Genomic DNA, 24,156 nt, shown 5'->3' with positions numbered 1-24,156 from the left:
TCGCGTGACGGCCTCTTGCAGATGGAATGGAGCGGTCGCCGGCTCCTCAAGGCATCATGCACTCGCCGTTTGCCTTCGTTTGCCGACTCGCCTCGCAATGGTGAGGTGTCGCAGCTTCAGAGTCTACGCCGGAGCGGCCAATTGGCCGCGTCGTCCTGCTTTTCCCCAAGGGGGCACCGGTAAAGGGGAGCTGCGGTTTACAAAACCGCTGCCCCTAGAGCTGCGGTATGACCTGCGCCCAGATCGCGATCATCCCGACGAACAGCGTGATCGACGCCAGTGCGGCGGCCTCTTCCACGAAAACCCTGAACATGGCTTGCTCCCTTGTTGGAACGTATGAAGAACATTGTTCTCATTTCGTTCTCAAGAGTCAAGCATGGCGGACGACCTCCAGGAGCAATGGTTAACTCGCTGAATTCACGCAATAAAAAAGCCCCGGCCAAGGCCGGGGCTTTCGAGGACCGCTCAACGAAGAACGATCAGTCTCAGTAACGGCCAATCATCGGGCCGCCGAACTTGTAGTTCAGGCGGACGAGACCAATGTCGACGTCCTGCTTGATGCGGTCGGTACCCGCGAGGCCGGCGAAGGTGACGTCCTTGTCCGACAGGAAGATGTGGTTGTACTCGACGCCAACCGACCAGTTCGGCGCAAAACCGTACTCGAGGCCGGCACCGACCGTACCACCCCACCGGGTCTGGTCGTTCGAGGACAGCAGCGCGCCCGAGACCGTGCTGGAAACGTCGTACTTGACGCCGACCACAGCCGCACCGCCCTTGACGTAGAGCAGGACGTTGTTCCAGGCGTAGCCGACCTGACCGGTGATCAGACCGAACGAGTCGATCTTCGAGCGGTTGCGAGTTGCGAACAGCGCGCTGACATTGTCGCCCGAGAAGTCGGCCCAGTTGCCCTGACCTTCCACGCCGAACACCCACTGGCCGGACTGAAAGCGATAGCCGATCTGACCACCGACCGTGCCGCCGGTCGCATCATGCGAACCTTCGCGGCCGCCGCCGACGAGATCCCAGGTCGAGTGCGACGAACCGCCGCCGCCGTTGATGCCGATGTAGAAGCCGCTCCAGTCATAGACCGCGGCGATCGCCGCCGGCGGCGCCTTGGTGTACGGCCGAGCTGCGAGGTCGGCAGCCAGCGCCGGCGCAGTCGCGCTCAGCGCGACAAGGCTCACAGCGGCAAGCAACAAATTCTTCTTCATTTGAGTCCCGTTCCAGTTTCGTCGTTAGGCCCCCTGGCCGCAGCGTGGTCATAACAGTGATCGACGGAATTGCTGTAACCTCGACGCAACAGTTCGCTCCAAAGGCCCCCGCTTCATTAATGAAGATTTATCAGCGCGTTCTGGAAACCCTTTGAAATAAGTGTTTTCTGTAGTTCCATTGTCGGCGACACGAGATAAATTGCATGCGCGCGTAACAACGTCGCGCGCACATTCGCGTGATGGAGAATTGAAGATGCGCAGACGAATTGTCCTCCCCATTGTCGCCACACTTTCGCTCGCTACCGCCACATTTGCACTCGTGTCGAGCACATCAACACCCGCACGCGCGTTCGGAACGCATCATCCATTCTGCCTCACCGGCGATGAATGGCCGGGCCTGAGCAATTGCAGGTTCGACACCTACGCGCAGTGTCAGGCAAGCGCATCGGGACGCGCGCTGACCTGCATCGCCAATCCGTATTTCGTCGGGCAGAGCGACGACCCCTACGCCTACCAGAATCGTCCGCGCGCGCAGACGCCGGGCTATTCACCAGGCTACTTCCTGCGCTGAGATGCGCCGGGCTCGCCTCGCACTGGTCGTGATCGGCCTGCTTCTCGCGGGCGGATCTGCACCCGCGCAGACCTACGATCCGAGCTATCCCGTGTGCATGCAGATCTACGGCCCCGTCGGCTATTTCGACTGCCGCTACGGCTCGCTCGAGCAGTGCCGATATCTCGCCGTCGGACGCTCGGCGAGTTGCGTGGTGAACCCGTATTTTCCGCTGAAGAAACCAACGCGCCCTCGCCGCTCGAGCGCGCCGCCTCGCCCCGGATCCTAACCGTTCAGTTTCCGCCGGAGATAGGGCGGCGTAGGCGTGCGGCGAATGCCGTCATCGGCTCAGCTCTGCCAGGGCGTGCTGCGGATGCGCGTGCACGCATTCGGCTTGCGGAAGCTGGGATCGTGATCCTCGATGTAGTCGAAATTGACCGTCCCGAACGTCGTCTGCGGCTTCTTCAGCGCCGAGCAGGTCTGCACCTTCAGGAACTCGTTCTTGAAGTCGCCGCGCGGAAACGCCGAGATCACCTGGTCGCGCTGCTCCGGCGTGTAGTCGTCATACCCAATGCCCACGACGTCCACCAGGACACCCGCGTTGGTGAGCGCGATTTCCGGCCGCATGAATTGCGGAATGCCGGGCGTGGTGTGCAGCGCGATTGCCTCCCACACCAGATCGGCTTGCGGCTCGGCGATGCCGCGCGCCCGCAGGAACTCACGCGCAGCGTCGGCTCCGTCAACCTCAAATCGCTTTGTCTGCGTGTGGTAATGGTCGACGAGGCCGAGATCGTGAAACAACGCCGCGACGTAAAGAAGTTCGGGATCGAATTTCAGCTGCTGACGCAGCCCCTTCATGGCACCGAAGACGTAGACTCGGACGGAATGGTTGAAAAGCATGTCGTCTTCGTGGCTGCGCACCAGTTCAGCCGCCTCGCGCGCCAGCTTGCTGTCGGGGATTTTGACGCTGGAAATCACGCTCATCATCTTCAAGCTCCTACTTTGCATTTCGACTGATGCCGCGCGATCCGTCAGGCCGCCTTCTCGAGCGCGGCCTGCGGAGTATTTCGGAAGCTGATCGACATGCGATTGTACGCATTCATCAGGCTGATTGCGATCGTGAGATCGACAAGCTCGCGCTCGCTGAAGACCTTGCGGGCGGCTTGATAGGCTTCATCGGGCACGTTGGTCTCGGCGACGCGGGTGACAGTCTCGGCCCAGGCGAGGGCCGCGCGCTCGCGGTCGTCGAAGAGATCGCCGGCCTCGGCCCAAGCCTGCAGCAGCGCGAGCTTTTCGACCTTCACACCGCTCTTCAGCAGATCCCGCGTGTGCATGTCGAGGCAGTAGGCGCAGTTGTTGATCTGTGAGACGCGCAGGTAAGCGAGGGTCACCAGCGTCGCGGGAAGCCCACTCTGCATGACGTAGCCATAGACGCCGCCCAGTGCCTTCGCGCCTGCCGGTGCAATGTGGTTGTAGTTGAGGCGTTCACTCATCCGCTTTCTCCTTGATGATCGAGGGAGCCCCTCTTTCCTCCCTCAGATGCCCCTGCCGTGGTCTATAAAAAAGGACCAAGAACGCGGGAAAATCGTGTACCAAGGATCATGACCAGATCGCTGCGGCTGAAGCTCGACCGGTCGGCGAAGACGCCGCTGGCGGAGCAAATCCACAGGGGGATCAGGGCCGCCATCGAGCGCGGCGTGCTCGCCCCGGGCGCGCGCCTGCCCTCATGGCAGGATTTGGCGGCCCAGCTTGGCGTCGCGCGCGGCACCGTGCGCTCAGCCTATGAAAAGCTCTCATCGGCCCAACTGGTCATCGCGGCCCGCGCGACAGGCACGCATGTCGCCGACCGACCGTCCATTCCCGTGCGGCGGGACAAGGCGCCGGACCCCGGCTCGTTCATGGAGATGTACCAGGAGCTCACGGCGGGGCCGGCGATCTTCCAGATGGGCGTTCCTTCGCAGGAGACCTTTCCTGCGACGCTGCTCGCGCGAATGCGCGCACGGGCGGTTCGCGTCGAGATGAGCGCACCTGCGATCTACCCCGACCCGCGCGGCGAACCGGACTTGCGACGCGAGATCGCGGCCTACCTTGCGCTGGCGCGCGGGATCGAATGCGCACCGTCCCAGATCATCATCACCAGCGGCTTCAGCGGCGGCCTCGGCCTGGCGCTCCGTGTCCTCGACCTCGGGCAAAGGAAGAAAGTCTGGATGGAGGATCCCGGCTTTCCCTTCACCCGGCACGGCCTCGAACTTGCGGGCCTGTCGATCGTGCCAATCACGGTTGACGCAGATGGGATCGATGTCGATGACGGCCTGCAACAAGCGCCCGACGCCGCGCTGGTTGTCGTGACACCGGGGCAGCAGGCGCCGCTCGGATCCACGCTGTCACTGGCACGTCGATCGCGCCTGCTCGACTGGGCGAACCAAAACAACGCCTGGGTGATCGAGGATGACTATCTCAGCGAACTTCAGCTCAAGGGCCGGGCCACGCCGGCGCTCGCCTCGCTCGATCGCGCCGGCCGCGTCATTCACATTGGCTCCTTCAGCAAGACCGTAACCCCTGCCCTACGGCTCGGCTTTGTCGTTGCACCGGCCGCTCTGGCGTCGCGATTCGCCGAGACCGCAGCGTGCCTCGCGCCGGCACCCGGACCCGCGGTGCAGCTCGCCACGGCAGACTTCATCCGCGAGGGCCATTATCTGCGGCATCTGCGGCGCACCAAGCGCGCCTACACCGCGCAAGGCGATGCATTGCTGAAGCAGCTTCGAACGCGCACCACGAACGTTGCGATTGCAGGACTGGCCGCGGTCCTGCGCTTGCCGGACGGAGCGCCTGATCTTGCCATCGCCAGGCAAGCCGCAGCGTTCGGACTTGCGCCCACGCCGCTCTCGCTCTGGTATGCCTCGAAGGCTTCGGCGCGCCCGGGACTGTTGCTAGGCGTCGCGACGTCTCCACTCAAAAGGATCGAGGCGTCCTGCGACCGGCTCCTTCAGATCATCGACCGCCTGACGTGATCCGACTCCGGCGTCGGCGGCTTAACCCGCCAGCGTCACGATCAAGGGTCCGTTGCGGGTGGCGATCACGGTGTGCTCGTATTGAACGGTCGGCGCCTCGGGGCTGCTGTAGAGCGTCCATGGGTCGTCGCCATTCTCCGCCCATTCGGCACCCATGGAGAGGAACGGCTCGACGGTGAACACGAGGCCATCGTTCATGATGCGGCGTTCGGAGCGGTCGGGCCAGGTTGCAATCTCCGTCGGCTCCTCATGGAGCGACAGGCCGACGCCGTGACTGGCCAGATTCCTGACCAGGCTGTAGCCTTTCTTCCGCGCAAAGGTCCCGATCGCCTGGCCGATCCCGGCAATCGGTTTGCCGGCGCCGACCTGCTGCAGGCCGGTCCACATCGCCCGCCGGCCGTCCCGGCAAAGACGTTCGATCGCGCGGTTTACGGGGGGAACGGCGAAGGAAGCACCCGTATCGGCGAAGAAGCCATTCTTCTCGGCTGACACGTCAATGTTCACGAGGTCGCCGCGCGCGATCCGCCGTTCGCCCGGAATGCCGTGAGCGATCTCCTCGTTCACGCTGATGCAGGTCGCCCCGGGAAAATCATAGGCCAGCTCCGGGGCCGAACGCGCGCCGGCGGCCTCCAGGAGCTTTCGCCCGATCTGGTCGAGCTCGGAGGTGCTCATGCCCGGCTCAATCGCCTTGCCCATCGCCTCCAGCGTATTGGCGACGATGCGACCGAGCTCTTTCAGGCGCGTCAGGTCGTTGTCATCGGAGATTGTCATGTCAGGGCTCTTGTCCGGGAGGCCCGGACATAGCCCCTGCGAGGTCGGCTTGCAAACGCAGCGTGTACGCCAGAACCGTTCGCGCGGCCTAGTCAGCGTTCCGCCAACGCGGGATCGCAAGATCTACATGAAACCCGGATTACGCGGGAGGTAACTGACCCAATCTCCGAACTGCCGATTGGACATCAGCAGCATCGGGAGCGTCAGATGCATGCCGTGGTCGGTCGCCACTTTGAGCGCCGGCTCGCTCGTACCCGGCACGAAGGCCGAGATGGTTGGAACACCGCCCCGTGCCGCGAGCGACAGCGCAGCCGCAAGGGCGGGGCCAACCAGATCCTGCCGGCGGACCGCGAGCGGACCAATGTGTCCATCCGAAACGTAGACGTACCCGACGCACTCGCGGCCGGCGTGAATGGTGAACCCGTTCGTCGTGCTGTCGCCCAGGAGATATCGGTGATGCTTCGCTCTGGAAACGCCGAGAGCGCTGATATCAATGGGCACCAGGTCCTCGAACCGGGCCGTCGCGGCGGCAAGAGGTTCAAGACGCAGCAGCGGCTCAGCCAACCGTGACGCCAGGCGGTCACGAGGCGCGCTGACCATGTAGATCGGACAGCGCGGGAATAGTCCGTGACGGATGTAGAGGCCTTGAGACACGTTGTTGAAGGTGAAGGTGATCAACGCCTTGACGGATGCTCCGCGCGTTGCCGCGTGAGCGAATGACTTCCCGAGCAATTGATTGCCAATGCCGTCGCTCTGGCGATCAGGCGCCACGAACAACTGCGCCAAGAACCAAAGCTCGCCACACACCCAGCTCCACGCGAAGCCGACAATGTCTCCGTCGACATCGGCAACCCATAGACCTTCGGGATCATCCGCAAGCGAGAAGGCCTGAAAATGGTGCGGGCGAGAGGATGCCATCTTGCCGAACCCCCGCCGTTCCGTGAGTTCGTTGATGCTGGCGACCACGATCTCGTCGGCTCTCGCCAAATCGTCGCTACAAGCGGGCCGGCACACGACAGCCATTCTCGAATCCTCCCGAAGAGATCAACACGGCCCATGGGAGCGACGAAATCCTCAGCCGGCAATCAGGCCAGGGGCCGGATGTTCTGGTTCATGCGGAAGAAGTTGGTCGGGTCGTATTTCGCCTTGATCCGCTGCAGTCGCCGGTAGTTCGGTCCATAGGCGGCCGCGACGGGATCGCCCGTCTCGTCATCATCGAGATAATTGACATAGCGGCCGGAGGCGAAGAAGGGCCGCATCCTTTCGTAGGTGTCGCGCGCCCAGGACATGCAGCGGCTGGTATCGCTGGCCTGCATCCACTGCGCGAGAATCAGGAAATTATAGCCCTCCTGCCGATGCGGAAATGCCGTATCCACGGCATCGACGCGGGCCGCCGCGCCGTGGACGTGTTCGACCAGAAACTGCCCCATGGGAGTCGGGCAGCGCGCGAAGCATTCGATCATGGTCGCAATCGCGCCATCACTGAGCTCCGCGAGGAAGTTCGATTTCCAATAGTTGAAGGCGCCTTTCGGATAGTTGGCGTCGAGCATGCGGTTGAGGTCGCAATAGGGAATCGGCCCGACTGCATCCAGGATCGGAGTCCCGAACTGTTTCAGCGGCCGCACCGCTCGTTCGGCATCCGCCAGCGGTCCGCAGTGACTGGTGACCAGGACCGCGACCTCCGTGCCGGAGCCGTCTGGCGCATGCGTCAGGGATGCGAACAGCATGTGCTCGTCCGCGAGCGACCGCGTGCTGGTCCGGAAGAATTCGAGCACCTCGCGGGAGCGTTCGATGGGATGGACGATCGGGCCGCCGGTGATGATCGGCCCGATTGTATGAAGATCGTATTCGAGACTGGTGGCGATCCCGAAGTTTCCGCCGCCGCCGCGGAGAGCCCAGAACAGATCGGGCTCCTCTTGCCTGCTGGCGCGCAAAACCCTGCCATCGGCGGTGACGAGTTCGACGGCCCGCAGATTGTCCAGTGCCAGACCGTACTTGCCCATCAGCCAGCCCAGTCCTCCGCCGAGGGTCAGGCCGGCAATCCCGGTGGTCGAGACCACGCCGCCGGTGACCGCAAGTCCGTGAAGTTGCGTTTCGCGATTGAGCTCGCCCCAGGTGGCCCCGCCCTGCGCCCAGACGGTCTTGCCGACCGGATCGACCCGGACGCCCTTCATGGGCGAGAGGTCGATCATGATCCCGCCGTCGATGGTTGCGCGTCCTGCTACATTGTGGCCACCGCCGCGAACGGCGACCTCGAGGCCGAGCCTGGTCGCAAGAGCGACGGCGTCGACGACGTCGGCCACGCTGCGGCACCTGGCGATCAATGCCGGCCGCTTGTCGACCAGCCCGTTATGGACCTTTCGCGCCTCCTCATAGCCCTCGTCCGCCGGTTTGAGCAGTTGTCCTCCGAAGGAGGCGCCAAGATCGGCGGCAGCGCTGGCGACAGATGCGATGGACGACATGACCTGATCTCCTCAGCTTGACCCGCCATATCCTTGGCCGCGCACGATCTCCGCGCAAATCCGAAGAATTCAGGTGACGATGAATTGATTTCACCTAGACTGGCCGGCATGCACAAGCTCCCGCCCCTGATCGAGCTTCGCGCTTTTGAAGCCGCCGCCCGCCATCTGAGCTTCAAGAAGGCGGCGGCAGAACTCGGCGTGACGCCAACGGCGATCAGCCACCAGATCGGGTTGCTCGAGCAATATTGCGGTCGCGCTCTGTTCCGCCGCAGACCACGGCCACTCTCGCTGACCGATGCCGGAGCGCGGCTTTTCCCCGTCATACGCGGCGGGCTCGAGGCGTTTGCCGCCGCCGTTGCGAGCGTCAAGCAGGAAGGCGCCCAACAGCCTCTCCGCGTGACGACGACCAACGCGTTCGCCAGCCGCTGGCTCGTGCCCCGCCTGCCCCTGTGGCGCAAGTTGCATCCCGACGTGCCGCTGGAGGTCATCGGCACTGACACGGTGCTCGATCTGCAGGCCGGAGACGGCGACGTCGCCATTCGCTACGCGACCAGCCGAGTACGGCCGACAGACGGCATCGTCGAAGATCTCTTCACCGATACATTCTGGGCCGTCTGCAGTCCGCGCCTGCTTGCAACGGGGCGCTTGATGCGACCGGTCGACCTCGCAAATCACGTCCTGATCCACTCTTATTGGTCGCCGGCCGATCGTGAGCCGCCCACCTGGCAGCGATGGCTCGCCGCGGCTCAGCGCAGATGGCGTGACGTCCCCCCGTTCAAGGACATGCAGCACCTGAGTTTCCGCGAGGAATTGCACGCCATCGAGGCGGTGATCGCAGGACAAGGAATAGGAGTGTTCAGTGATGTGCTCACGGCACACGACCTCGCCGCCGGTACGCTCGTGAAGGCGTTCAAGTTGAGCTTGCCTGGCTACGGCTTCCATGTGGTCAGTAAGGCAGGCCATCCGCGCGCAAGAACCATCCGAGCCTTTTCGGAGTGGCTGCGATCAGACCCTTGATCCGTTTCTTGGTGTCGAACATCGGCCAAGTCATGATGTTGAGACCGATGCGTGTTTCGGATCTCGTGCGGCCCTCGCCATTCGAGGAATCCGGGGCCACCGTGCCGCATGCAGGCCGACGGTTTCGCCAGTCGGCTGCAAACGAGAGCATCAGGGCTTGAATGGATACCCGTCGGCTGGACCGGCTGGATTTGCCGGACCGAATAGACGATCAAATTTCGTCCAGCAAGGCACGGACTTTCGCGGCCAGATCTTCGATCGCAAAGGGTTTGGACAGCAGATGCTTGCCGGCATCGAGCATGCCGTTGTGAACAATTGCGTTGCGCGTGTAGCCGGTGGTGAACAGCACCTTCAAAGCCGGGTATCGTTTCGACAGTTCGCCCGCAAGTTCAGCGCCGGTCATGTCGGGCATGACGACGTCGGTAAACAGCAGATCCGGGACGAGACCGTTTTCGATCATCCTGATCGCCTCCTTGGCGCTCGCGGCCTCGATGACCGTATAACCAAGCTCCCGCAGGCTTTCGGATGAGATGCTGCGGACCCGCTCGTCGTCCTCGACGACGAGAATGGTCTCACTTTGAAGGCTTGCGCCGGGATGCGTCACTCCTTGCGATGGGGTCGATACTCCCTCGTCGCCGGCGAAGCGTGGAAGATAGATCTTCACCGTCGTGCCAACGTCGACTTCCGAGTAGACTTTGACGTGGCCGCCCGACTGCCGCACGAAGCCGTAGACCTGACTGAGGCCGAGGCCGGTGCCCTTACCCACGACCTTGGTCGTGAAAAACGGGTCGAACACCTTTCCCAGCACGTCGGGCGGAATTCCGGTGCCGTTATCCGTCACGGCAACGAGAACATATTGTCCGGGCGACAGGGCATATTCCCGGGCAAATTTCCGATCGATCGAGGCGTTGCTGGTCTCTATCGTCAGCCGCCCGCCCTTCGGCATGGCATCGCGCGCATTGACCGCAAGATTGATCACGGCGCTTTCCAGTTGGGCCGGATCTGCCTTGACGCGCCAAAGACCGGCCGCCAGGACTGCCTCGAGGCGGATAAGCTCTCCGAGCGAGCGTTCGAGCAGTTCGCTCATCCCCCCGATCATCTTGTTGATGTCCACGACTTCAGGCGCCAGAGGCTGCTGGCGCGAGAACGCCAGCAGCCTCTGCGTCAAAGTGGCCGCGCGATTTGCGCCGTCGATTGCACCCTCGATGAAGCGGTCAATGTTGACCTCTCCCTTGCCGAGCCGTCGTTTGGCGAGATTCAAGCTGCCGAGGATCACGGCCAGCATGTTGTTGAAGTCGTGGGCGATGCCTCCGGTCAGCTGCCCCACGGCCTCCATCTTCTGGGATTGGCGCAACTGCTCTTCGGCCTTCATGCGTTCGGCAATCTCGTCGGCGACACGTTGCTCCAGTTCGGCATTGAGCGCCTCGAGCCGGGTCAGGAGCCGAGCGTTGTCGATAGCCGTGGCGGCGTGGCCGGCAATCCCGAGCAAGGCGGCTTCGTGCTCTGCCTGGAATTTACCCGTCTCTGCATGGCCGAAGAAGAGTCCGCCGAGGACTTCGCTCGTTCGCGAGATGACGGGGACCGCGAGGTAGGATCGGACTGGAAGATGCCCCTCCGGCATGCCTTTACGCGGCGCGTTCCTGCCATAGCGCGGGTCCTGCAGGATGTCGTCAGACCTCACCACGCCCGTACCCTTGAACGTGGGCTCGAACACCGCGGTGTTGCGCGGCATAGGAAACTTCTCGAAGGCGGATCGCGGCGCTCCGGACAGCGAATACAGCATGTAGCTGCCGCCGTCCGGCGCCAGAACGTTGTAGAAGAAGGCTCCGAACTGGGCGCCCGTCAGCTCCACGCCGGCATCTGTAACGATCTGCACGATCTTCTCGAGGTCGCGTTCGCGGGCGACCGACGCCCCCGTATCATTCAGTATTCGAAGCTGGCGTTCGGTCTTCTTTTGCGCGGAAATATCCAGAACCGTCCCGATGAACCGGACGGCCTGCCTATTGGAAAAGATCGCCTGCCCCGTCGCCGCGATCCAGCGTTCGACACCATCCTCGATGCCGATGGTTCGGAATTCAATGTTGTAGCTTTTCGGGCAATCCGGCGTCAGGGCTGCGGAGACGGCCTCGTGGGCCCGCTGCCTGTCGTCTGGATGGAGACCCTTCAGGAACGCCCCTTCGTAGCTCACTTCGGCGTCCGGCGACAAACCGAACACCTCCTTGCAGCGGTTGTCCCATCTAAGAACGTCGTTCACCGGATTATAGTCCCAGATGCCTATACCTGCCGCCCTGTTCGCAAGACTCAGGCGTTCGGCAGCTTCTCGCGCCGCCTGTTCCGAACGAACCCGCTCGATGTGGGCCCACGATCTCTCGGTGACCTCCGTGAGCAACGCGAGCTCGCGCGCCGTCCACCGATGCGGGCCGCGGTGATGAATGGCCATCAAGGCCGTGAGCTGCCCTTCCTTGACCAAGGGCATGCAGATCGTCGAACCTATTCCTATGTTCTGAAAGGTGGCCGCCTCCTCCGGCGCGATCTCCTTCAAATTGTCATTGATGACGAGAGGCCTGCCAGCACTGAGCTCTCGCACCGCCTTCTCACCGAAGTCGGCCAGGCTGTAGTGGCCAAGGATATGCATCGCACCAGGAGCCGCCCAATCCCCGCGGATGGTGAAGCCGTCTTGATCGGGATCCATGTCGGCATAAGCGCAGTTCGAGACGCCGAGGTGCTCTCCGACCATTCTCGTCGTCACTGCCATCACGCCGTCGGCATCGCGGGTCCTGGCCGTCTCCTTGTTGAGGGCGTCAAGGAAGAGCAGACGGATCTCGTTCTCCCGCACCGCCGCCTCGGCGCGTCGACGTTCGACGGCGGTTCGCGTGCGCTCGGCAACATCGTGGATGAGCTCGAGCTCCTCGGAGCTCCAGACCCGCGGGGTTGCGTTGTTGAGGTAGAGCAGCGCGACGACTCCGTCGGGCTCGGAGATCGGCATGTTGACAAGCGCGCGAGCGGATATCGCTTCGAGCGCGCGGGCGCGGTCGCCAACGCGAGGATCCTTCTCCGCATCGGCACAGATGACCGTCTCGCCGCGCTTCAAATCTTCGATGTAGTTGCCATAGTCGCGGAAGTGCAGCACCCCCGCCAGGCTCAAAATGCCCGGCGCGTTCCAGTCACGGGCGATGGTAATGGTCTCGGCCGATGTGTCGACCGTGCCGTAGCCTGCCCGGCTGACCTTGAGGCTGCGGCCGAGCAGCTCTACCGCTGCATAAGCGAGATCGTCGGGGTTGGCGATCTCTCGGATGTAATCGCCAAGTGCAGCCAGGACGGCATTGCGATCGGTCGAGTTCTCCCCGGCCGTCGATGTCATCTGACCTCCCCTGACACTTGGCTCGTCACCGAATAGCGTTTCTTGCGGCATCCGCTTCAGGCCGACGACGATGCCAGCGGGAGAGTGGCACCCGCGCGTTCTGATAACTTCATGAAGGCATCAAGGTTCCGGCCCGGCCTGTGCCATGCGCGGGCTCGAGCAAATCACGACGTCAGTGCTTAGTTAGCGCATGCTGCCGCGACCTCGACCGCCTCGCCGCAACAGCGTGAGCGCCTGGGCCGATGGACACGCTGCCGGCGTCAAAGTTGCGTGTCCCCGCACGCGGCCATCTGCAGGTGTCGGCAGAAAATAAACGCGACTGCCCGCGCCACCGCAAGTTGTGGACGCACCCTTGGTCGTATAGCGTCAGCATCAGGATGCACCTCGTGGTCTCACAATTCATGCTCGTCCGTGCCCTGCTTCTGCTGGCCTTGCTGTCGCTTCCCGGCGCATTGCGTGCCGAAGGGACCCCGGCCGAGAAACCCGGCTTTGCCTCCAGGCTGACGATCTATCTTGCCAAAGGCGCGCCCGACGCGTGCGGGCCGGGCTGCGACCGCTGGATCGCGATCGAGGGCCAGATCGATCAAGACGCAGCGTCCCGCATTCGCCGCTTCCTCGCCGGCGTCAAGGACCTGCAGCGCCCGATCTACCTCCATTCGCCCGGCGGAAACGTTGAGCAGTCCTATGTGATCGCCCGGCTGCTGCGCAGCCGCAAGGCGATCGCCCGGGTTGGCCGGACGATCGCGACGGCGTGCGCCGCGGGCACGCAGATCGACGCCGCATGCCAGAAGATCAAGAACGGGAACGGCGAGGTCGAGGCCGAACTCAGCACCTATCATGCGATGTGCAACTCGGCCTGCGGTTACCTGTTTCTCGGAGCGACCTCTCGCGAGGTTGCGCCCGATGCCGCGCTGGCGGTCCATAACTCCAGGCTCATCCTCCGGTTTCAAGGCAATCCGCCTCCGGAAGTGGTCGCCGAAGCGCGGCGGCGCCGGATCGCCGGTGCCGACCGCGACCGCGCCGCGTTCATTGCGGCGATGGGAATCAGTCGCGAGCTCGATGCACTGATCAGCACCGTGAAATTCGAAAACCTGCACGTGCTGACGCGGCCCGAACTCTACCGGTTCGGGATCGACACGCGACCGCTGGCCGAGACGATGTGGCGGCTGGAAAAGGGAGCGCGACCGTTCATCAGCAAGATCGCCGCGGTGAAGAAGGAGAACGATGCCTCGTTCCGGACCATGGAATGGCGCCTGTATTGCGAAAACAAGAAGCGCGTGCCGCTGATGTTCGCGGGTGAGATCGACGCATCGGCCGCCGGCAAGAAAACGATCCTGATCGCGGCCAGCGCCGACATGAGCAAGCAAGCGGGAGGGCCTCCGGTGCGGTTAGGGAAGTACGAGGTCTGGAACGGCGCCGTCGACCCGGACATGGTCAAGGCGGTGCTGGCCTCGCACTCCCTGCAGGTCCGGGAAACCACGCCGGAACCAGAGGGACGGGCTGACGTCACAAGCTTCAACATCGACACGACCGGCTTGGCGTCGGTGTGGACGCAACTCGGGACGTCGTGCACTTCAGTGGCGACGGGCCCGGCAAAACCCTGGCCGGCGAATTCTCTGCAGCCGACACCCTGGACGGACAGTCCATGGAAAGCAGGTGGTACCCTGCCGAACGTCAGCGCAACGCCTGCGCCGTAGCGCGCAGGCTTGCAACAGTCTTCAAGAGCTGAAGCCTGCCCCCTCCCTCAGCCCTCGACCCGCGTGTAGATCACGAGCTTCAGCGCGGGATCGTCGTTGGCCTGGAAGCTGGTGTGCTCGAACCGGAGCACGCCCCTGGTCGGATGGTTCATGGTCTTGAGGCCTGAGGCGGTGTTGCGGATGTCGTGGGCTTCCCACCATTTGACGAACTCCGGACTGCCCTGGCGCAGCCGCGTCAGCAACTCCGTGAAAGCGGGATCGCCGGCCCAGACGTCGTGATTGGCGCGGAACATCGCGACCATGCTCCTGGCGACGTCGGTCCAGCTCGCGCCGTAGAATTTTCGCGTCTGCTTGTTGGTCATCACCAGCAGCAGCGTGTTGCGATCCTGCTCGGGCAACTGACCGAAGGCAAAGACCTCCTCGGCCGCCGCGTTCCAGGCCAGCACATCCCAGCGGCGCCCCGTGATATAGGCCGGCTGGTGCAGGCTCTCGATCATCCGCCGAATGGGCGGCGGCACGGTCTCGCGCGTGAACGCCCCCCTGGCGCCGTCGCGCGCCAGCGCCTTCAAATGCGCATGCTCGGTCTTGCTGAGGCGGAGTGCGCGGGCCAGCGCATCGACGGTGGTCACCGACGGGCTGACGGTGCGGCCCTGTTCGAGGCGGATGTACCAGTCGACGCCGATGCCGGCGAGCTGCGCGACCTCCTCGCGGCGTAGCCCCGCGGTGCGCCGGCGCCGGCCGACCGGAAGACCAACCGTCTTCGGCGACAGCTTTTCGCGGCGAGACCTCAGGAAGTCGCCGAATTCAACGCGGCGCGGATCGGCCATGATGTCGCTCCTACATGGAGGGTCTTTGGAATACTAGGATAATACCAGGCCTTCTTGGCCCCTCCAAGGCGGCGCATATGGGATTCACCGCGACTTTGAGGTGAACATCCATGAAAGCTGCCGTACTCAAATCCCTTGGATCGCCGCTGGTGATCGAGGACGTTCCGAAGCCGACCCTCGGTACCGGCGAAGTCGTTGTCGACATCGTCGCCACGCGCGTCCTGTCGTACATGAACGAGGTTTTTGACGGGACACGCAACTACGCGCTCGATCTGCCTGTTATCCCCGGTCCCGGCGGCATCGGCCGGGTGCGCGCGGTCGGCCCGGATGCCACCAAGCTCGGCGTGGGCGACTGGGTGTTCTGCGACCCGACGGTGCGCTCGCGCGACGACACCGTTGCGCCCGATATCGCTCTGCAAGGGCTCACCGCTGCCGGGCCCGGCGGCATGCGGCTGCAACAGCATTTTCGCCACGGCTCCTTTGCCGAACAAATGAGGGTGCCGACCGAGAACGTGAAGCGGCTCGGTGCGATCACGCCCGAGGACGCGACGCAATGGTGCGCGCTGGGCACGCTGCTAGTGCCTTACGGCGGCTTCCTCGCTGCGAACCTTAGAGCGGGCGAGACCGTGCTGGTGAGCGGGGCTACCGGCAATTTCGGCAGCGCCGCCGTCTCGGTTGCGTTGGCGATGGGCGCAGCCAGCGTGGTCGCGCCCGGCCGCAACGAGAAAATCCTCGCCGACCTCGTCCGACGCTTCGGCAGCCGCGTGCAACCGGTCAAGCTTACTGGCAATGAAGATCACGACCGCGAGGCGATGAAGCGCGCAGCGCCCGGCCCGATCGATTGCGCGTTCGACATCATGCCGCCCTCCGTGAGCACCGACGTCGTGCGTGCAGCGATCATGACGGTGCGCCCCTATGGGCGCGTCGTACTGATGGGCGGCGTCGGCATGGCCGGCGGCGCGGGCCTCGAGCTGCCCTACCCCTGGATCATGCGCAACTGCATCAGCATCCACGGCGTCTGGATGTACCCGCCGGATGCCGCGAGCCGTCTGATCGCGCTGGTGCGTGCGGGTCTGCTCAGGCTGGAGGAATACGAGACGACGGCCTTCGACCTCGACCATGCCAACGAGGCGGTGGCGCACGCCGCCGCCAATGGCGGGCCGTTCAAAATGACGGTGATCCGGCCTTGAAAAATTCAGACGACGGCGTGCCCGTCGTCATCGATTTTTTCGTCAGTCGGCCCAAGCACTTGGCTGCTGTGCATGGGGTTGTTTTCGCGATTTTCTACTCGAGCTCGACCACCTGGCCGTTCGACAGCGACACCCGCCGGTCCATGCGGCCGGCGAGCTCCATGTTGTGGGTCGCGATCAGCATCGAAACCTTGGTCGCCTTGACCAGCTGCATCAGCGCCTGGAACACGTGATCGGCCGTGTGCGGATCGAGGTTGCCGGTCGGCTCGTCCGCGAACAGCACCCGCGGCGCGTTGGCCACCGCGCGCGCGATCGCGACGCGCTGCTGCTCGCCGCCGGACAGCTCGGCCGGGCGATGGGTGATGCGGTCGCCGAGACCGAGATAGCCGAGGATCTCCTTGGCGCGCTTGACGCTCTCGGACTTCTTCAGGCCGCGGATCATCTGCGGCATCATCACATTCTCCAGCGCCGAGAACTCCGGCAATAGCCGGTGCGACTGGTAGACGAAGCCGATATCGGTGCGGCGCAGCTGGGTGCGCTCGATGTCGGGCAGCTGCGAGGTCGGCGCGCCCGAGACATAGACCTCGCCGGAATCGGGTGCTTCCAACAGCCCCGCGATGTGCAGCAGCGTCGATTTGCCCGAGCCCGACGGCGCCACCAGCGCGACAGACTGCCCGGCCCACAGCGCGAGCTTGGCGCCGTCCAGGATCGTCAGCGGCACCTCGCCCTGCAAGTACTGCCGCTTTATCTCGTGGAGATAAATGACCGGTACGTCTTCCGCCCCCTGCTGCTGCTCCATCAACCCCTCACTCGTACCGCAGCGCTTCGACAGGATCGAGGCGCGCGGCGCGCCACGACGGATACAGCGTCGCCAGGAACGACAGCGTCAGCGCCATGATGACGACGGCCGTGGTCTCGCCGACGTCGATCTCGGCGGGCAGTTTCGAAAGGAAATAGAGTTCTGGCGAGAACAGCTCGGTGCTGGTCAGCCAGGACAGGAATTGCCGGATGGATTCGATGTTGAGGCAGATCACGAGGCCGACGACAAAGCCGACCAGCGTGCCGACCACGCCGATCGAGGCGCCCGTGATCAGGAAGATGCGCATGATCGAGCCCTGCGAGGCGCCCATCGTGCGCAGGATCGCGATGTCGCTGCCCTTGTCCTTCACCAGCATGATCAGGCCTGAGACGATGTTCAGAGCCGCGACCAGCACGATCATGGTCAGGATCAGGAACATCACGTTGCGCTCGACCTGGAGCGCGTTGAAGAAGGTCGAATTGCGCTGCCGCCAATCCACCAGGAACACCGGCCTGCCCGCAGCCTCCGTCACGGCCTGGCGGAAGGCGACGATCTGATCGGGATTGGTGGTGAACACCTCGATCGAGGTGACGTCGTTGCTGCGATTGAAATAGGCCTGCGCTTCCGCGAGCGGCATGAACACGAAGCCGAGATCGTATTCGGACATGCCGATCTCGAACACGGCGACGATCTTGTACGGCTTGATGCGCGGTGTCGTGCCCATCGGCGTGACCGCGCCCTTCGGCGCCACCAGCGTGATGCTGTCGCCGGCATGCAGCGACAGCTGGTCGGCGAGGCGCCGTCCGATCGCGACACCCTGCCCGTCGTCAAAGCCCTCGAGCGAGCCCTGCTTGATGTTCTTGGCGATCGAGGTGAGGTTGTTGAGGTCGTCGGAGCGGATGCCGCGCACCAGCACGCCCGAGGCGTTCCAGGGTGAGGACGCCAGCGCCTGGCCGTCCACCACGGGCGCGGCGAGCCGGATGCCTTTGACCTGGCTGAGGCGGTCGGCGACGTCTTTCCAGTCGGTCAGCGGCGATTCCAGCGGCTGCACCAGGATGTGCCCGTTCAGCCCCAGGATCTTGTCGAGCAGCTCTTTGCGGAAGCCGTTCATCACGGCCATGACGATGATCAGCGTCGCCACACCCAGCATGATGCCGAGGAAGGAGAACCCGGCGATGACCGAGATGAATCCCTCCTTGCGGCGCGCCCGCAAATAGCGCGCCGACAGCATCCACTCGAATGGCGCAAAAGGCGCGGTTTGCACGGTCTCGGTCATGGTCTCATCCATCGCTCGATAATCCCATGATTCGGGGTCAATTGTGGCCGGATTGGCGGCCGCGATATCGCGATGAACAATATTCAGCCGACCAGGCTTATCAGCCCACAAGTCTTGCGACCGCGTCCGCTGGCGACATAGTCTCGCGGGAGCCGACACTGCGCCGCTTGATCTCGACCTTGCCGTCGGCGAGCCCCTTCGGCCCGATCATGATCTGCCAGGGGATACCGATCAGGTCGGCGGCGGCGAATTTGGCTCCGGCGCGCTGGTCGGTGTCGTCATAGAGCACGTCGACGCCCTTGGCCGTGAGCTCGGCATAAAGCTTCTCGCAGGCCGCATCGACCGCCGCATCACCCTGCTTGAGATTGAGGATCGACACGCGGAACGGCGCGACGGCCTCCGGCCATTTGATGCCGGCGTCGTCATGGCAGGCTTCGATGATCGCGCCGAGCAGGCGCGAGACGCCGACGCCATAGGAACCGCCATGGATCGGCACGTCGACGCCGTCGGGGCCCGCCACCAGGGCCTTCATCGCGTCGGAATATTTGGTGCCGAAATAGAAGATCTGCCCAACCTCGATGCCGCGGGTGTTCACCCGCTTGTCCGCCGGCACTTCCTGCTCGAACCGCGCGGCGTCGTGGACGTCCTCCGTGGCGGCGTAGACCGAGGTCCATTGCTTGATGATCGGCGTCAGGTCGCTGTCGTAGTCGACGTCCTCGCCCGGCACCGGCAGGTCGAGCACGTCGCGATTGATGAAAACGCCGGATTCCCCGGTTTCGGCCAGCACGATGAACTCGTGGCTGAGGTCGCCGCCGATCGGGCCAGTCTCCGCGCGCATCGGGATCGCCTTCAGCCCCATCCGCGCAAAGGTGCGCAAATACGCCACGAACATCTTGTTGTAGGCGACGCGCGCGGCCGCTTCGTTGAGGTCGAACGAATAGGCGTCCTTCATCAGGAACTCGCGGCCGCGCATCACGCCGAAACGCGGACGTTGCTCGTCGCGGAATTTCCATTGAATATGATAGAGATTCAGCGGGAGGTTCTTGTAGGACTTCACATAGGCGCGGAAGATCTCGGTGATCATTTCCTCGTTGGTCGGCCCGTACAGCAGCTCGCGCTTGTGGCGGTCGGCGATGCGGAGCATCTCCGGACCATAGGCGTCATAGCGGCCGCTCTCGCGCCAGAGGTCGGCAAGCTGGAGCGTCGGCATCAACAGCTCCAGCGCGCCCGACCGGTCCTGCTCCTCGCGCACGATCTGCTCGATCTTCTTCAACACGCGGAAGCCAAGCGGCAGCCAGGCATAGATACCGGCGGCCTCCTGCCGGATCATGCCGGCGCGCAGCATCAGCCGATGCGAGACGATCTCAGCCTCTTTCGGATTTTCCTTCAGGATGGGCAGAAAGAACCGCGACAACCGCATGGTAATACTCTGGGAATCAGTGATGGGTTGCAGTGAAACCGGATTGAGAGCGAAAACACAAGACCGGGAATGAGGAAAAGCCGCTAACGCAACGGAATTCCTGTCATTTTTCCGTCGGACTTCAGGTTCGGCCCAAGCTGCGTCTCACGACGGCGTGACGTCGAGTTCATCCTCGAGCGTGATCTGCTCGAAGTCGGTCACCAGCGCGTCGATCCGCACGTGCCAGCGGCCGGCAAACGGCAGTTCGACCTTGCGCACATGCCAATAGCCGTCGGGCCCGAGCGAGGCCCTTCGCTCCATCGGCTCTATGCCGCGCTCGGGCAGGCTCAGGGTCAACGTCGCCTCCTTGGCCGCCAGCGGCGTCCCCTCGCCGGTCATGAGCTGGAGCACGACATCATTGGCCCCCGCCTTGCCTGGCGAGACCAAGACCTGGAACATCGCCTTGTCGCTATGGATGTGGATCGCCAAAGGTGTCTCCGGCACGATCGTCCGCGGCGGCGGCGTGAAGCGCCAGCCGGCGACCACGGCCAGGATGGCAAGAGCAATCGTACCTTCCAGCACGATGGAGCGCTTGAGCGCGGGCGTCCCTGTCTCGTTCCGGGCCAGAGCCGGAGTCAGCCGGAACCGATTGAGCGCGGCCAGCGCCAGCAATCCCGTGACCAGAACTAGCTTGACCGAGAGGATTAGCCCGTAGCGGGTCCCGACCAGCGCTTCAGGCTTTTCGAGCTGCACGATCGCGAGTGCGAGGCCGGTCAAGGCCAACATGCCGACCGCGAGCGCAGCAATGCGGGAAAAGCGGTTCACAATCGCGAGCGTCGCAATCGTCGGCTTCGACACCAGCGCCACGAGCGGCGCGAGAGCACCGATCCAAATGGTGACACCGAGGCCGTGGAGAAAGATTGCAGGCCGGGTCAACGCCTCCGGCGGTGCCGTTGCGGCGTGCCCGGTCATGGCGAGCGACAGACCGACGCCGACCAACGCCATGATCGCAAGAGCACGCGCGTACCACGCACTGCGCAGCGCCATCAACGCGAGTAGCATCGCAAGCAGAGCAACCAGCAGCGCAGGGCCGGCACTGGTCGCGAGCGCGACTTTCCAGGGAGCGGCGGTCGCAAGGGCTGCCAGTGGCAGCCCGAGGAGATCGAGGCCCAACGCGCCGACGGACGCCACCGCGCTTGGGATGCCGATGGCGAGCGCCATGCGCGGCACGGCCATGCCGGTCATCGACCACGCAACCCAGCGCGCGAAGAACACGCCGCCGACGCCAATGAACAGCCCAACGTACAGGCCGACGCGCGCCAGCCAGATCAGCGCGTTCAACCCGCTATAATCAGCGGCGGCAGGCTTCGTCGCGGTCGGCATGCCAATCGAGAAGATCACCGATCCGGTGACAGGATGGCCGTCCTGCGAGATCACGCGATAGCTGACGACCGCGGTCCCCTCAGGCAGATCCGCCGGCATCGCGACCGAAATCGTCTCGCCCGATGCGCTGACGCGCGCATCATTTCGTGCCCTGCCCGCGCCATCGATCAGCCGGATCGCGCCCGGCGTCACCGCCTCGTTAAAGCGCAGTTCCACCGCCTTGGGCGCGGCCTTGAGCATGCTGCCGCTCGCCGGCTCGACCGAGACCAGCGCCGCATGCGCCGACGCACCGCTTGCGAAGCCGGCAACGAGGAGCAGCGTCGCAAGCGCGGCGAAGAGGCGCATCAGGATTTTGGCAACAGTTTCACGCCCGGCGCCGGCGACTTGCCCTCGGACTTGCCCTCGGACTTGCCCTCATGTGAATGCCCTGCCCCCGCCGCCGGAATTTCGATCCAGCGGCTGACGCCGGCCTCGCATTCCTGAACGACGGGGAAGTACAGAACCGTGTTCGGCTTCAGGCTATCGGTCAGGAACGTGCTGAGGACGAACTCGTCATAGTTCTTGTCCGGTAGCTTGCCGCCGGACCACGCCACCTCCTTGACGCCGGAGGACAGCTTGTTGCCGTGATAGTCGTACTCCCCGGCATATTTGCCCTCGACGACATCGATGGTCCAGCCGGCCTTCGGCATCGGCTTCACTGCGATCACCCCTTCCGGAATCTGCACCCGGATCTTCACCGTCGGCGAGCCCGCGCAGCCATGCGGCACGGTGAAGACGGCCTTGTAGGACGTACCGACCGTGGCTTGCTTGGTCTCGATCGACACGTGCGCCGCCGCCGGCGAGGCGGCGAGCGCGGCAATCAGGATCAGGCAGGATTGCTTCGACATGTTCGGCCTCCCGAGAGTCCAGATCCGTTTCATTTCATCTTCATTCCCGAGTGATCCGGCATTTTCTTCATGTCCATATGACCTGAATGCCCGGCATCGCCAGGCGCCTGCGCGCCGACGCCCTGGACGTCGAGGGACACGGCGACCTTGCCGGCCTTCTCGAATTGCAGCGTCACCGGCACCTTGTCGCCCTGCTTGAACGCGCCCTTCAGCTCCTGGAGCATCAAGTGGTTGCCGCCGGGCGCGAGCTTCACCGTCTTGCCGGCATCGATCGCCAGCCCCTTGTCGAGCGGGCGCATCTTCATCACGCCGCTGTCCATCGCCATCTCGTGGATCTCGGCCTTGCCCGCGATATCGGCGGACACGCTGACCAGTCTGTCGGCCGCAGTGCCCTTGTTCTCGATGGTCAGATAGCCGCCGGCGACCTTGGCACCGCCCGGCGTCGCACGGCTCCAGGCCTGCGAGACGACGAGATCGCCGGCCTTGACGTCGTCGGCGACCGCCGGGGCTGCGGAGATCGCGAGAGCGAACGCGGCGAGCAGCACGTTTTTCGAGATTGTCTTCATGTCGGTATTCCCTTTGCAGTCTTTAACTTCAGTGTTTGGAGCGTTGTTGCGCCGACCACTTTTCGAGATCGGCAATTTCGGCCGAGCCTTCGATCGTCGTGACGGTCCCTTCCGGGGAGATGAGCATGGTCCTGGGGATGTCGCCCTGCCAGGCCGGATCGATCTCGAACCGCAAGCGCTCGACAAAGCCGTCGTTGAAGATGAAATTTTCGGTCGACGCCAGACCCGCCTTGTCGAGCATCGATTGCGTGGCGGCCGGCAGGTTCGGCACGAGATCGGCGCTGACCGTGACGACGTCGATCTCCGGATGCTCCTTTGCAAACCGCCCGAGCAGCGGCAGCTCGACCTTACAAGGCCCGCAGGTCACACCCCAGAAATGCACGAGCACGGGGCGGCCGGCGTGCCCCCTCAGGACGCCTTGCCACGTGCCGCGTTCGAATGGCTTCAGAGCCGGAGATGCGCCGAGCGCAGCCGCCGATGCGATCAGAACAACAAGGCTGGCAATGCCTGCAAATCGAAATCTCATGGTTGGTCCTCGATTGCCGTGAGCCGATAGCCGTCCGCCTTCGTCATCCACGACAGGTAGGTCTGCTTGCCGCTGGAGACCAGCAAAGGGTGATCGGACGTGTCGGTCGTGCTCGATATCGCCTTCGGCGCCGACCACGTCTCGCCATCGTCGCGGGAGACCGTCATCTGGACCGAGGTCTTTTCACCGTCGAACTCCTTCCAGACCATCACCGTTCCCGCCGCGCCCGCGAGCACGAAGGGGCGCGTCGGATTACGATCCGGCCGCCCCAACACCATCGGCGAAGTGAACGTGCGGCCTTCGTCGCGCGAGTGGGCGTAGAACAATCCCTTCCGCGCCTTCCCGTTGGTGTACCAGGCGACGTGATAGGTTCCGTTCGGGGCAACGGTGAGGCTCGGGCCATGGTGTGGGCAGGCGTTGATCTGCCAGTCGTCGTTACTGACCCGACGGATTTCACCCGGTGTCGCGACGTCCGCGAAGGTCATCACCGCGTGGTCGCGCACGCCGCCCTCAAAAATGTTCCTGAAGATCACGACCGGCCGCCCGGACGCAGCGAATGCCAGCCCCAACCGGCAGCATTCGCAGGTGCCCTCGCGCGCCAGCTTCGCTTCTGCGTAGGTGGTGCCGCCGTCGCTGGACGAAGTGAAGAACAGCCCGGCTCCCTCGTACTTCTGTCCCGCTTCCTTCGCAAAAATGCGATTGCGCTTGTCCAGCCACGCCGCAAATACTGTTCCATCCTGATCGAGCGCCAGCGCCTCGAAACGTTCGCTCTCGTTGCTGGTGGTGATCGGCTTCAGCTCGGCAAAGCTCCTGCCGCCGTCGGCCGAGCGCGTGGTGAGCACCTGACCGTTGAAGGCCTCGTCCCTGAAGGTCGAGAACGCGAGCGCAATGCCCCCCTTGCGGTCGACCACGATCTTCGGCCGCGCATCCGGCCCCCAATCGAGGTTCAGCCGCGTCGTCGTGACCTGCGTGGGCGTCGAGAAACTTCGGCCCGCATCCTGCGAACTTGCGACCGAGACCTGCCCTCCCGCCATCCAGACCAGCCACAGCGTGCCGTCCGGACCGAAGGCAGGCGTCGCCTTGGTCGCACAGCGCAGCGTCGGCTCCTCGCACGCGGCTTCGGACGCGTGCTTGCCGTGCATCTGCCCCAGCGCCGCACCTTGCAGGCAGGCGAGAGCGGCTATCGCGAGCAAGCCAGTTCGGATCATGGCCCTATTCCCTTC

22 protein-coding genes are annotated in these 24,156 nt (G+C 63.9%); 6 read left to right on the top strand and 16 right to left on the bottom strand.

Translation table 11 applies throughout. The features are described 5' to 3' along the window. Window positions 1-485: 485 nt before the first annotated feature. Window positions 486-1,211, bottom strand: coding sequence for an outer membrane protein (locus XI04_RS22275; protein WP_271608977.1), 726 nt, complete (start codon window positions 1,209-1,211; stop codon window positions 486-488). 253 nt (window positions 1,212-1,464) lie between these two features. Between XI04_RS22275 and XI04_RS22270 the strand changes: the two genes are divergently transcribed. Both XI04_RS22270 and XI04_RS22265 read left to right on the top strand, forming a co-directional pair. Continuing rightward, window positions 1,465-1,782, top strand: coding sequence for a DUF3551 domain-containing protein (locus XI04_RS22270; protein WP_028141507.1), 318 nt, complete (start codon window positions 1,465-1,467; stop codon window positions 1,780-1,782). A 1-nt stretch (window position 1,783) separates the two neighbouring features. Further along, a complete protein-coding gene (locus XI04_RS22265; RefSeq protein WP_028141506.1) occupies window positions 1,784-2,050 on the top strand; it encodes a DUF3551 domain-containing protein in 267 nt (88 codons plus the stop codon). Window positions 2,051-2,109: 59 nt separating this feature from the next. Here the strand turns inward: XI04_RS22265 and XI04_RS22260 are convergent, their stop codons facing one another. After that, entirely contained in the window at window positions 2,110-2,748 is a 639-nt protein-coding gene (locus XI04_RS22260; RefSeq protein ID WP_028141505.1) for an HD domain-containing protein, read from the bottom strand. 44 nt (window positions 2,749-2,792) lie between these two features. Beyond that, complete coding sequence (locus XI04_RS22255; protein ID WP_028141504.1) at window positions 2,793-3,254, bottom strand: carboxymuconolactone decarboxylase family protein; 462 nt, start codon at window positions 3,252-3,254, stop codon at window positions 2,793-2,795. Between the two features lie 108 nt (window positions 3,255-3,362). On the opposite strand from XI04_RS22255, the gene pdxR reads away from it, so the two are divergent. After that, window positions 3,363-4,772, top strand: a complete 1,410-nt coding sequence (gene pdxR, locus XI04_RS22250) for a MocR-like pyridoxine biosynthesis transcription factor PdxR (protein ID WP_271608978.1) — start codon at window positions 3,363-3,365, stop codon at window positions 4,770-4,772. A gap of 21 nt (window positions 4,773-4,793) precedes the next feature. Here pdxR and map read toward each other — a convergent pair whose 3' ends face one another. The 3 genes from map to XI04_RS22235 form a co-directional block, all read right to left on the bottom strand. Continuing rightward, a complete protein-coding gene (gene map / locus XI04_RS22245) occupies window positions 4,794-5,543 on the bottom strand; it encodes a type I methionyl aminopeptidase (RefSeq protein WP_212476799.1) in 750 nt (249 codons plus the stop codon). 123 nt (window positions 5,544-5,666) lie between these two features. Then, the gene (locus XI04_RS22240; protein WP_167456569.1) at window positions 5,667-6,566 is read right to left on the bottom strand and encodes a GNAT family N-acetyltransferase; all 900 of its coding nucleotides are present in this window, start codon (window positions 6,564-6,566) and stop codon (window positions 5,667-5,669) included. 62 nt (window positions 6,567-6,628) lie between these two features. Then, the gene (locus tag XI04_RS22235) at window positions 6,629-8,005 is read right to left on the bottom strand and encodes an FAD-binding oxidoreductase (protein WP_028141500.1); all 1,377 of its coding nucleotides are present in this window, start codon (window positions 8,003-8,005) and stop codon (window positions 6,629-6,631) included. Window positions 8,006-8,113: 108 nt separating this feature from the next. Between XI04_RS22235 and XI04_RS22230 the strand changes: the two genes are divergently transcribed. Next, complete coding sequence (locus tag XI04_RS22230; RefSeq protein ID WP_028141499.1) at window positions 8,114-9,022, top strand: LysR substrate-binding domain-containing protein; 909 nt, start codon at window positions 8,114-8,116, stop codon at window positions 9,020-9,022. 211 nt (window positions 9,023-9,233) lie between these two features. Here the strand turns inward: XI04_RS22230 and XI04_RS22225 are convergent, their stop codons facing one another. Then, window positions 9,234-12,383 (bottom strand): GAF domain-containing protein, encoded by a 3,150-nt coding sequence (locus tag XI04_RS22225; RefSeq protein WP_271608979.1) that lies wholly within the window; start codon window positions 12,381-12,383, stop codon window positions 9,234-9,236. Between the two features lie 401 nt (window positions 12,384-12,784). On the opposite strand from XI04_RS22225, the gene XI04_RS22220 reads away from it, so the two are divergent. Beyond that, complete coding sequence (locus XI04_RS22220; RefSeq protein ID WP_271609013.1) at window positions 12,785-14,080, top strand: hypothetical protein; 1,296 nt, start codon at window positions 12,785-12,787, stop codon at window positions 14,078-14,080. A 47-nt stretch (window positions 14,081-14,127) separates the two neighbouring features. Here XI04_RS22220 and XI04_RS22215 read toward each other — a convergent pair whose 3' ends face one another. Further along, a complete protein-coding gene (locus XI04_RS22215) occupies window positions 14,128-14,907 on the bottom strand; it encodes a helix-turn-helix transcriptional regulator (protein ID WP_038948707.1) in 780 nt (259 codons plus the stop codon). A gap of 110 nt (window positions 14,908-15,017) precedes the next feature. Between XI04_RS22215 and XI04_RS22210 the strand changes: the two genes are divergently transcribed. Further along, window positions 15,018-16,097: a zinc-binding dehydrogenase gene (locus tag XI04_RS22210; RefSeq protein ID WP_152102890.1), complete on the top strand. Its 1,080-nt coding sequence runs from the start codon at window positions 15,018-15,020 to the stop codon at window positions 16,095-16,097. Between the two features lie 94 nt (window positions 16,098-16,191). Here XI04_RS22210 and XI04_RS22205 read toward each other — a convergent pair whose 3' ends face one another. The 8 genes from XI04_RS22205 to XI04_RS22170 all read right to left on the bottom strand — a co-directional run bounded on the left by XI04_RS22205 (window position 16,192) and on the right by XI04_RS22170 (window position 24,141). Then, window positions 16,192-16,896: an ABC transporter ATP-binding protein gene (locus tag XI04_RS22205; RefSeq protein WP_018320184.1), complete on the bottom strand. Its 705-nt coding sequence runs from the start codon at window positions 16,894-16,896 to the stop codon at window positions 16,192-16,194. Between the two features lie 7 nt (window positions 16,897-16,903). Next, window positions 16,904-18,184, bottom strand: coding sequence for a lipoprotein-releasing ABC transporter permease subunit (locus XI04_RS22200; protein WP_018320183.1), 1,281 nt, complete (start codon window positions 18,182-18,184; stop codon window positions 16,904-16,906). An 88-nt stretch (window positions 18,185-18,272) separates the two neighbouring features. Further along, a complete protein-coding gene (gene proS, locus XI04_RS22195) occupies window positions 18,273-19,592 on the bottom strand; it encodes a proline--tRNA ligase (protein WP_271608980.1) in 1,320 nt (439 codons plus the stop codon). 144 nt (window positions 19,593-19,736) lie between these two features. Then, complete coding sequence (locus XI04_RS22190; protein ID WP_271608981.1) at window positions 19,737-21,299, bottom strand: copper resistance CopC/CopD family protein; 1,563 nt, start codon at window positions 21,297-21,299, stop codon at window positions 19,737-19,739. Then, entirely contained in the window at window positions 21,299-21,841 is a 543-nt protein-coding gene (locus XI04_RS22185; protein WP_271608982.1) for a YcnI family copper-binding membrane protein, read from the bottom strand. Before XI04_RS22185 ends, XI04_RS22190 begins: the two co-directional genes overlap by 1 nt. Before the next feature lie 29 nt (window positions 21,842-21,870). After that, entirely contained in the window at window positions 21,871-22,407 is a 537-nt protein-coding gene (locus XI04_RS22180) for a copper chaperone PCu(A)C (protein WP_152102889.1), read from the bottom strand. A gap of 28 nt (window positions 22,408-22,435) precedes the next feature. Next, on the bottom strand, window positions 22,436-22,933 hold the full coding sequence (locus XI04_RS22175; protein ID WP_152102888.1) for a TlpA disulfide reductase family protein: 498 nt from the start codon (window positions 22,931-22,933) through the stop codon (window positions 22,436-22,438). After that, window positions 22,930-24,141, bottom strand: coding sequence for a sialidase family protein (locus XI04_RS22170; protein WP_271608983.1), 1,212 nt, complete (start codon window positions 24,139-24,141; stop codon window positions 22,930-22,932). Before XI04_RS22170 ends, XI04_RS22175 begins: the two co-directional genes overlap by 4 nt. Window positions 24,142-24,156 lie beyond the last annotated feature (15 nt).

This window comes from Bradyrhizobium sp. CCBAU 11430 (assembly GCF_028128855.1).
Taxonomy (GTDB): Bacteria; Pseudomonadota; Alphaproteobacteria; order Rhizobiales; family Xanthobacteraceae; genus Bradyrhizobium; species Bradyrhizobium ottawaense.
The sequence above is the reverse complement of the archived record's forward strand: the minus strand, read 5'-3'. Positions and strand labels throughout refer to the sequence as shown.

Excerpts from the sequence above, each read along its gene's own strand:
- pdxR (WP_271608978.1), top strand. The coding sequence starts at position 3,363 with ATGACCAGATCGCTGCGGCTGAAGCTCGACCGGTCGGCGAAGACGCCG.
- XI04_RS22190 (WP_271608981.1), bottom strand. The coding sequence starts at position 21,299 with ATGCGCCTCTTCGCCGCGCTTGCGACGCTGCTCCTCGTTGCCGGCTTC.
- XI04_RS22170 (WP_271608983.1), bottom strand. The coding sequence starts at position 24,141 with ATGATCCGAACTGGCTTGCTCGCGATAGCCGCTCTCGCCTGCCTGCAA.
- map (WP_212476799.1), bottom strand. The coding sequence starts at position 5,543 with ATGACAATCTCCGATGACAACGACCTGACGCGCCTGAAAGAGCTCGGT.
- XI04_RS22270 (WP_028141507.1), top strand. The coding sequence starts at position 1,465 with ATGCGCAGACGAATTGTCCTCCCCATTGTCGCCACACTTTCGCTCGCT.
- XI04_RS22180 (WP_152102889.1), bottom strand. The coding sequence starts at position 22,407 with ATGAAGACAATCTCGAAAAACGTGCTGCTCGCCGCGTTCGCTCTCGCG.
- XI04_RS22225 (WP_271608979.1), bottom strand. The coding sequence starts at position 12,383 with ATGACATCGACGGCCGGGGAGAACTCGACCGATCGCAATGCCGTCCTG.
- XI04_RS22215 (WP_038948707.1), bottom strand. The coding sequence starts at position 14,907 with ATGGCCGATCCGCGCCGCGTTGAATTCGGCGACTTCCTGAGGTCTCGC.
- XI04_RS22255 (WP_028141504.1), bottom strand. The coding sequence starts at position 3,254 with ATGAGTGAACGCCTCAACTACAACCACATTGCACCGGCAGGCGCGAAG.
- XI04_RS22210 (WP_152102890.1), top strand. The coding sequence starts at position 15,018 with ATGAAAGCTGCCGTACTCAAATCCCTTGGATCGCCGCTGGTGATCGAG.
- XI04_RS22235 (WP_028141500.1), bottom strand. The coding sequence starts at position 8,005 with ATGTCGTCCATCGCATCTGTCGCCAGCGCTGCCGCCGATCTTGGCGCC.
- proS (WP_271608980.1), bottom strand. The coding sequence starts at position 19,592 with ATGCGGTTGTCGCGGTTCTTTCTGCCCATCCTGAAGGAAAATCCGAAA.
- XI04_RS22185 (WP_271608982.1), bottom strand. The coding sequence starts at position 21,841 with ATGTCGAAGCAATCCTGCCTGATCCTGATTGCCGCGCTCGCCGCCTCG.
- XI04_RS22275 (WP_271608977.1), bottom strand. The coding sequence starts at position 1,211 with ATGAAGAAGAATTTGTTGCTTGCCGCTGTGAGCCTTGTCGCGCTGAGC.
- XI04_RS22175 (WP_152102888.1), bottom strand. The coding sequence starts at position 22,933 with ATGAGATTTCGATTTGCAGGCATTGCCAGCCTTGTTGTTCTGATCGCA.
- XI04_RS22240 (WP_167456569.1), bottom strand. The coding sequence starts at position 6,566 with ATGGCTGTCGTGTGCCGGCCCGCTTGTAGCGACGATTTGGCGAGAGCC.
- XI04_RS22265 (WP_028141506.1), top strand. The coding sequence starts at position 1,784 with ATGCGCCGGGCTCGCCTCGCACTGGTCGTGATCGGCCTGCTTCTCGCG.
- XI04_RS22260 (WP_028141505.1), bottom strand. The coding sequence starts at position 2,748 with ATGATGAGCGTGATTTCCAGCGTCAAAATCCCCGACAGCAAGCTGGCG.
- XI04_RS22205 (WP_018320184.1), bottom strand. The coding sequence starts at position 16,896 with ATGGAGCAGCAGCAGGGGGCGGAAGACGTACCGGTCATTTATCTCCAC.
- XI04_RS22200 (WP_018320183.1), bottom strand. The coding sequence starts at position 18,184 with ATGGATGAGACCATGACCGAGACCGTGCAAACCGCGCCTTTTGCGCCA.
- XI04_RS22230 (WP_028141499.1), top strand. The coding sequence starts at position 8,114 with ATGCACAAGCTCCCGCCCCTGATCGAGCTTCGCGCTTTTGAAGCCGCC.
- XI04_RS22220 (WP_271609013.1), top strand. The coding sequence starts at position 12,785 with ATGCTCGTCCGTGCCCTGCTTCTGCTGGCCTTGCTGTCGCTTCCCGGC.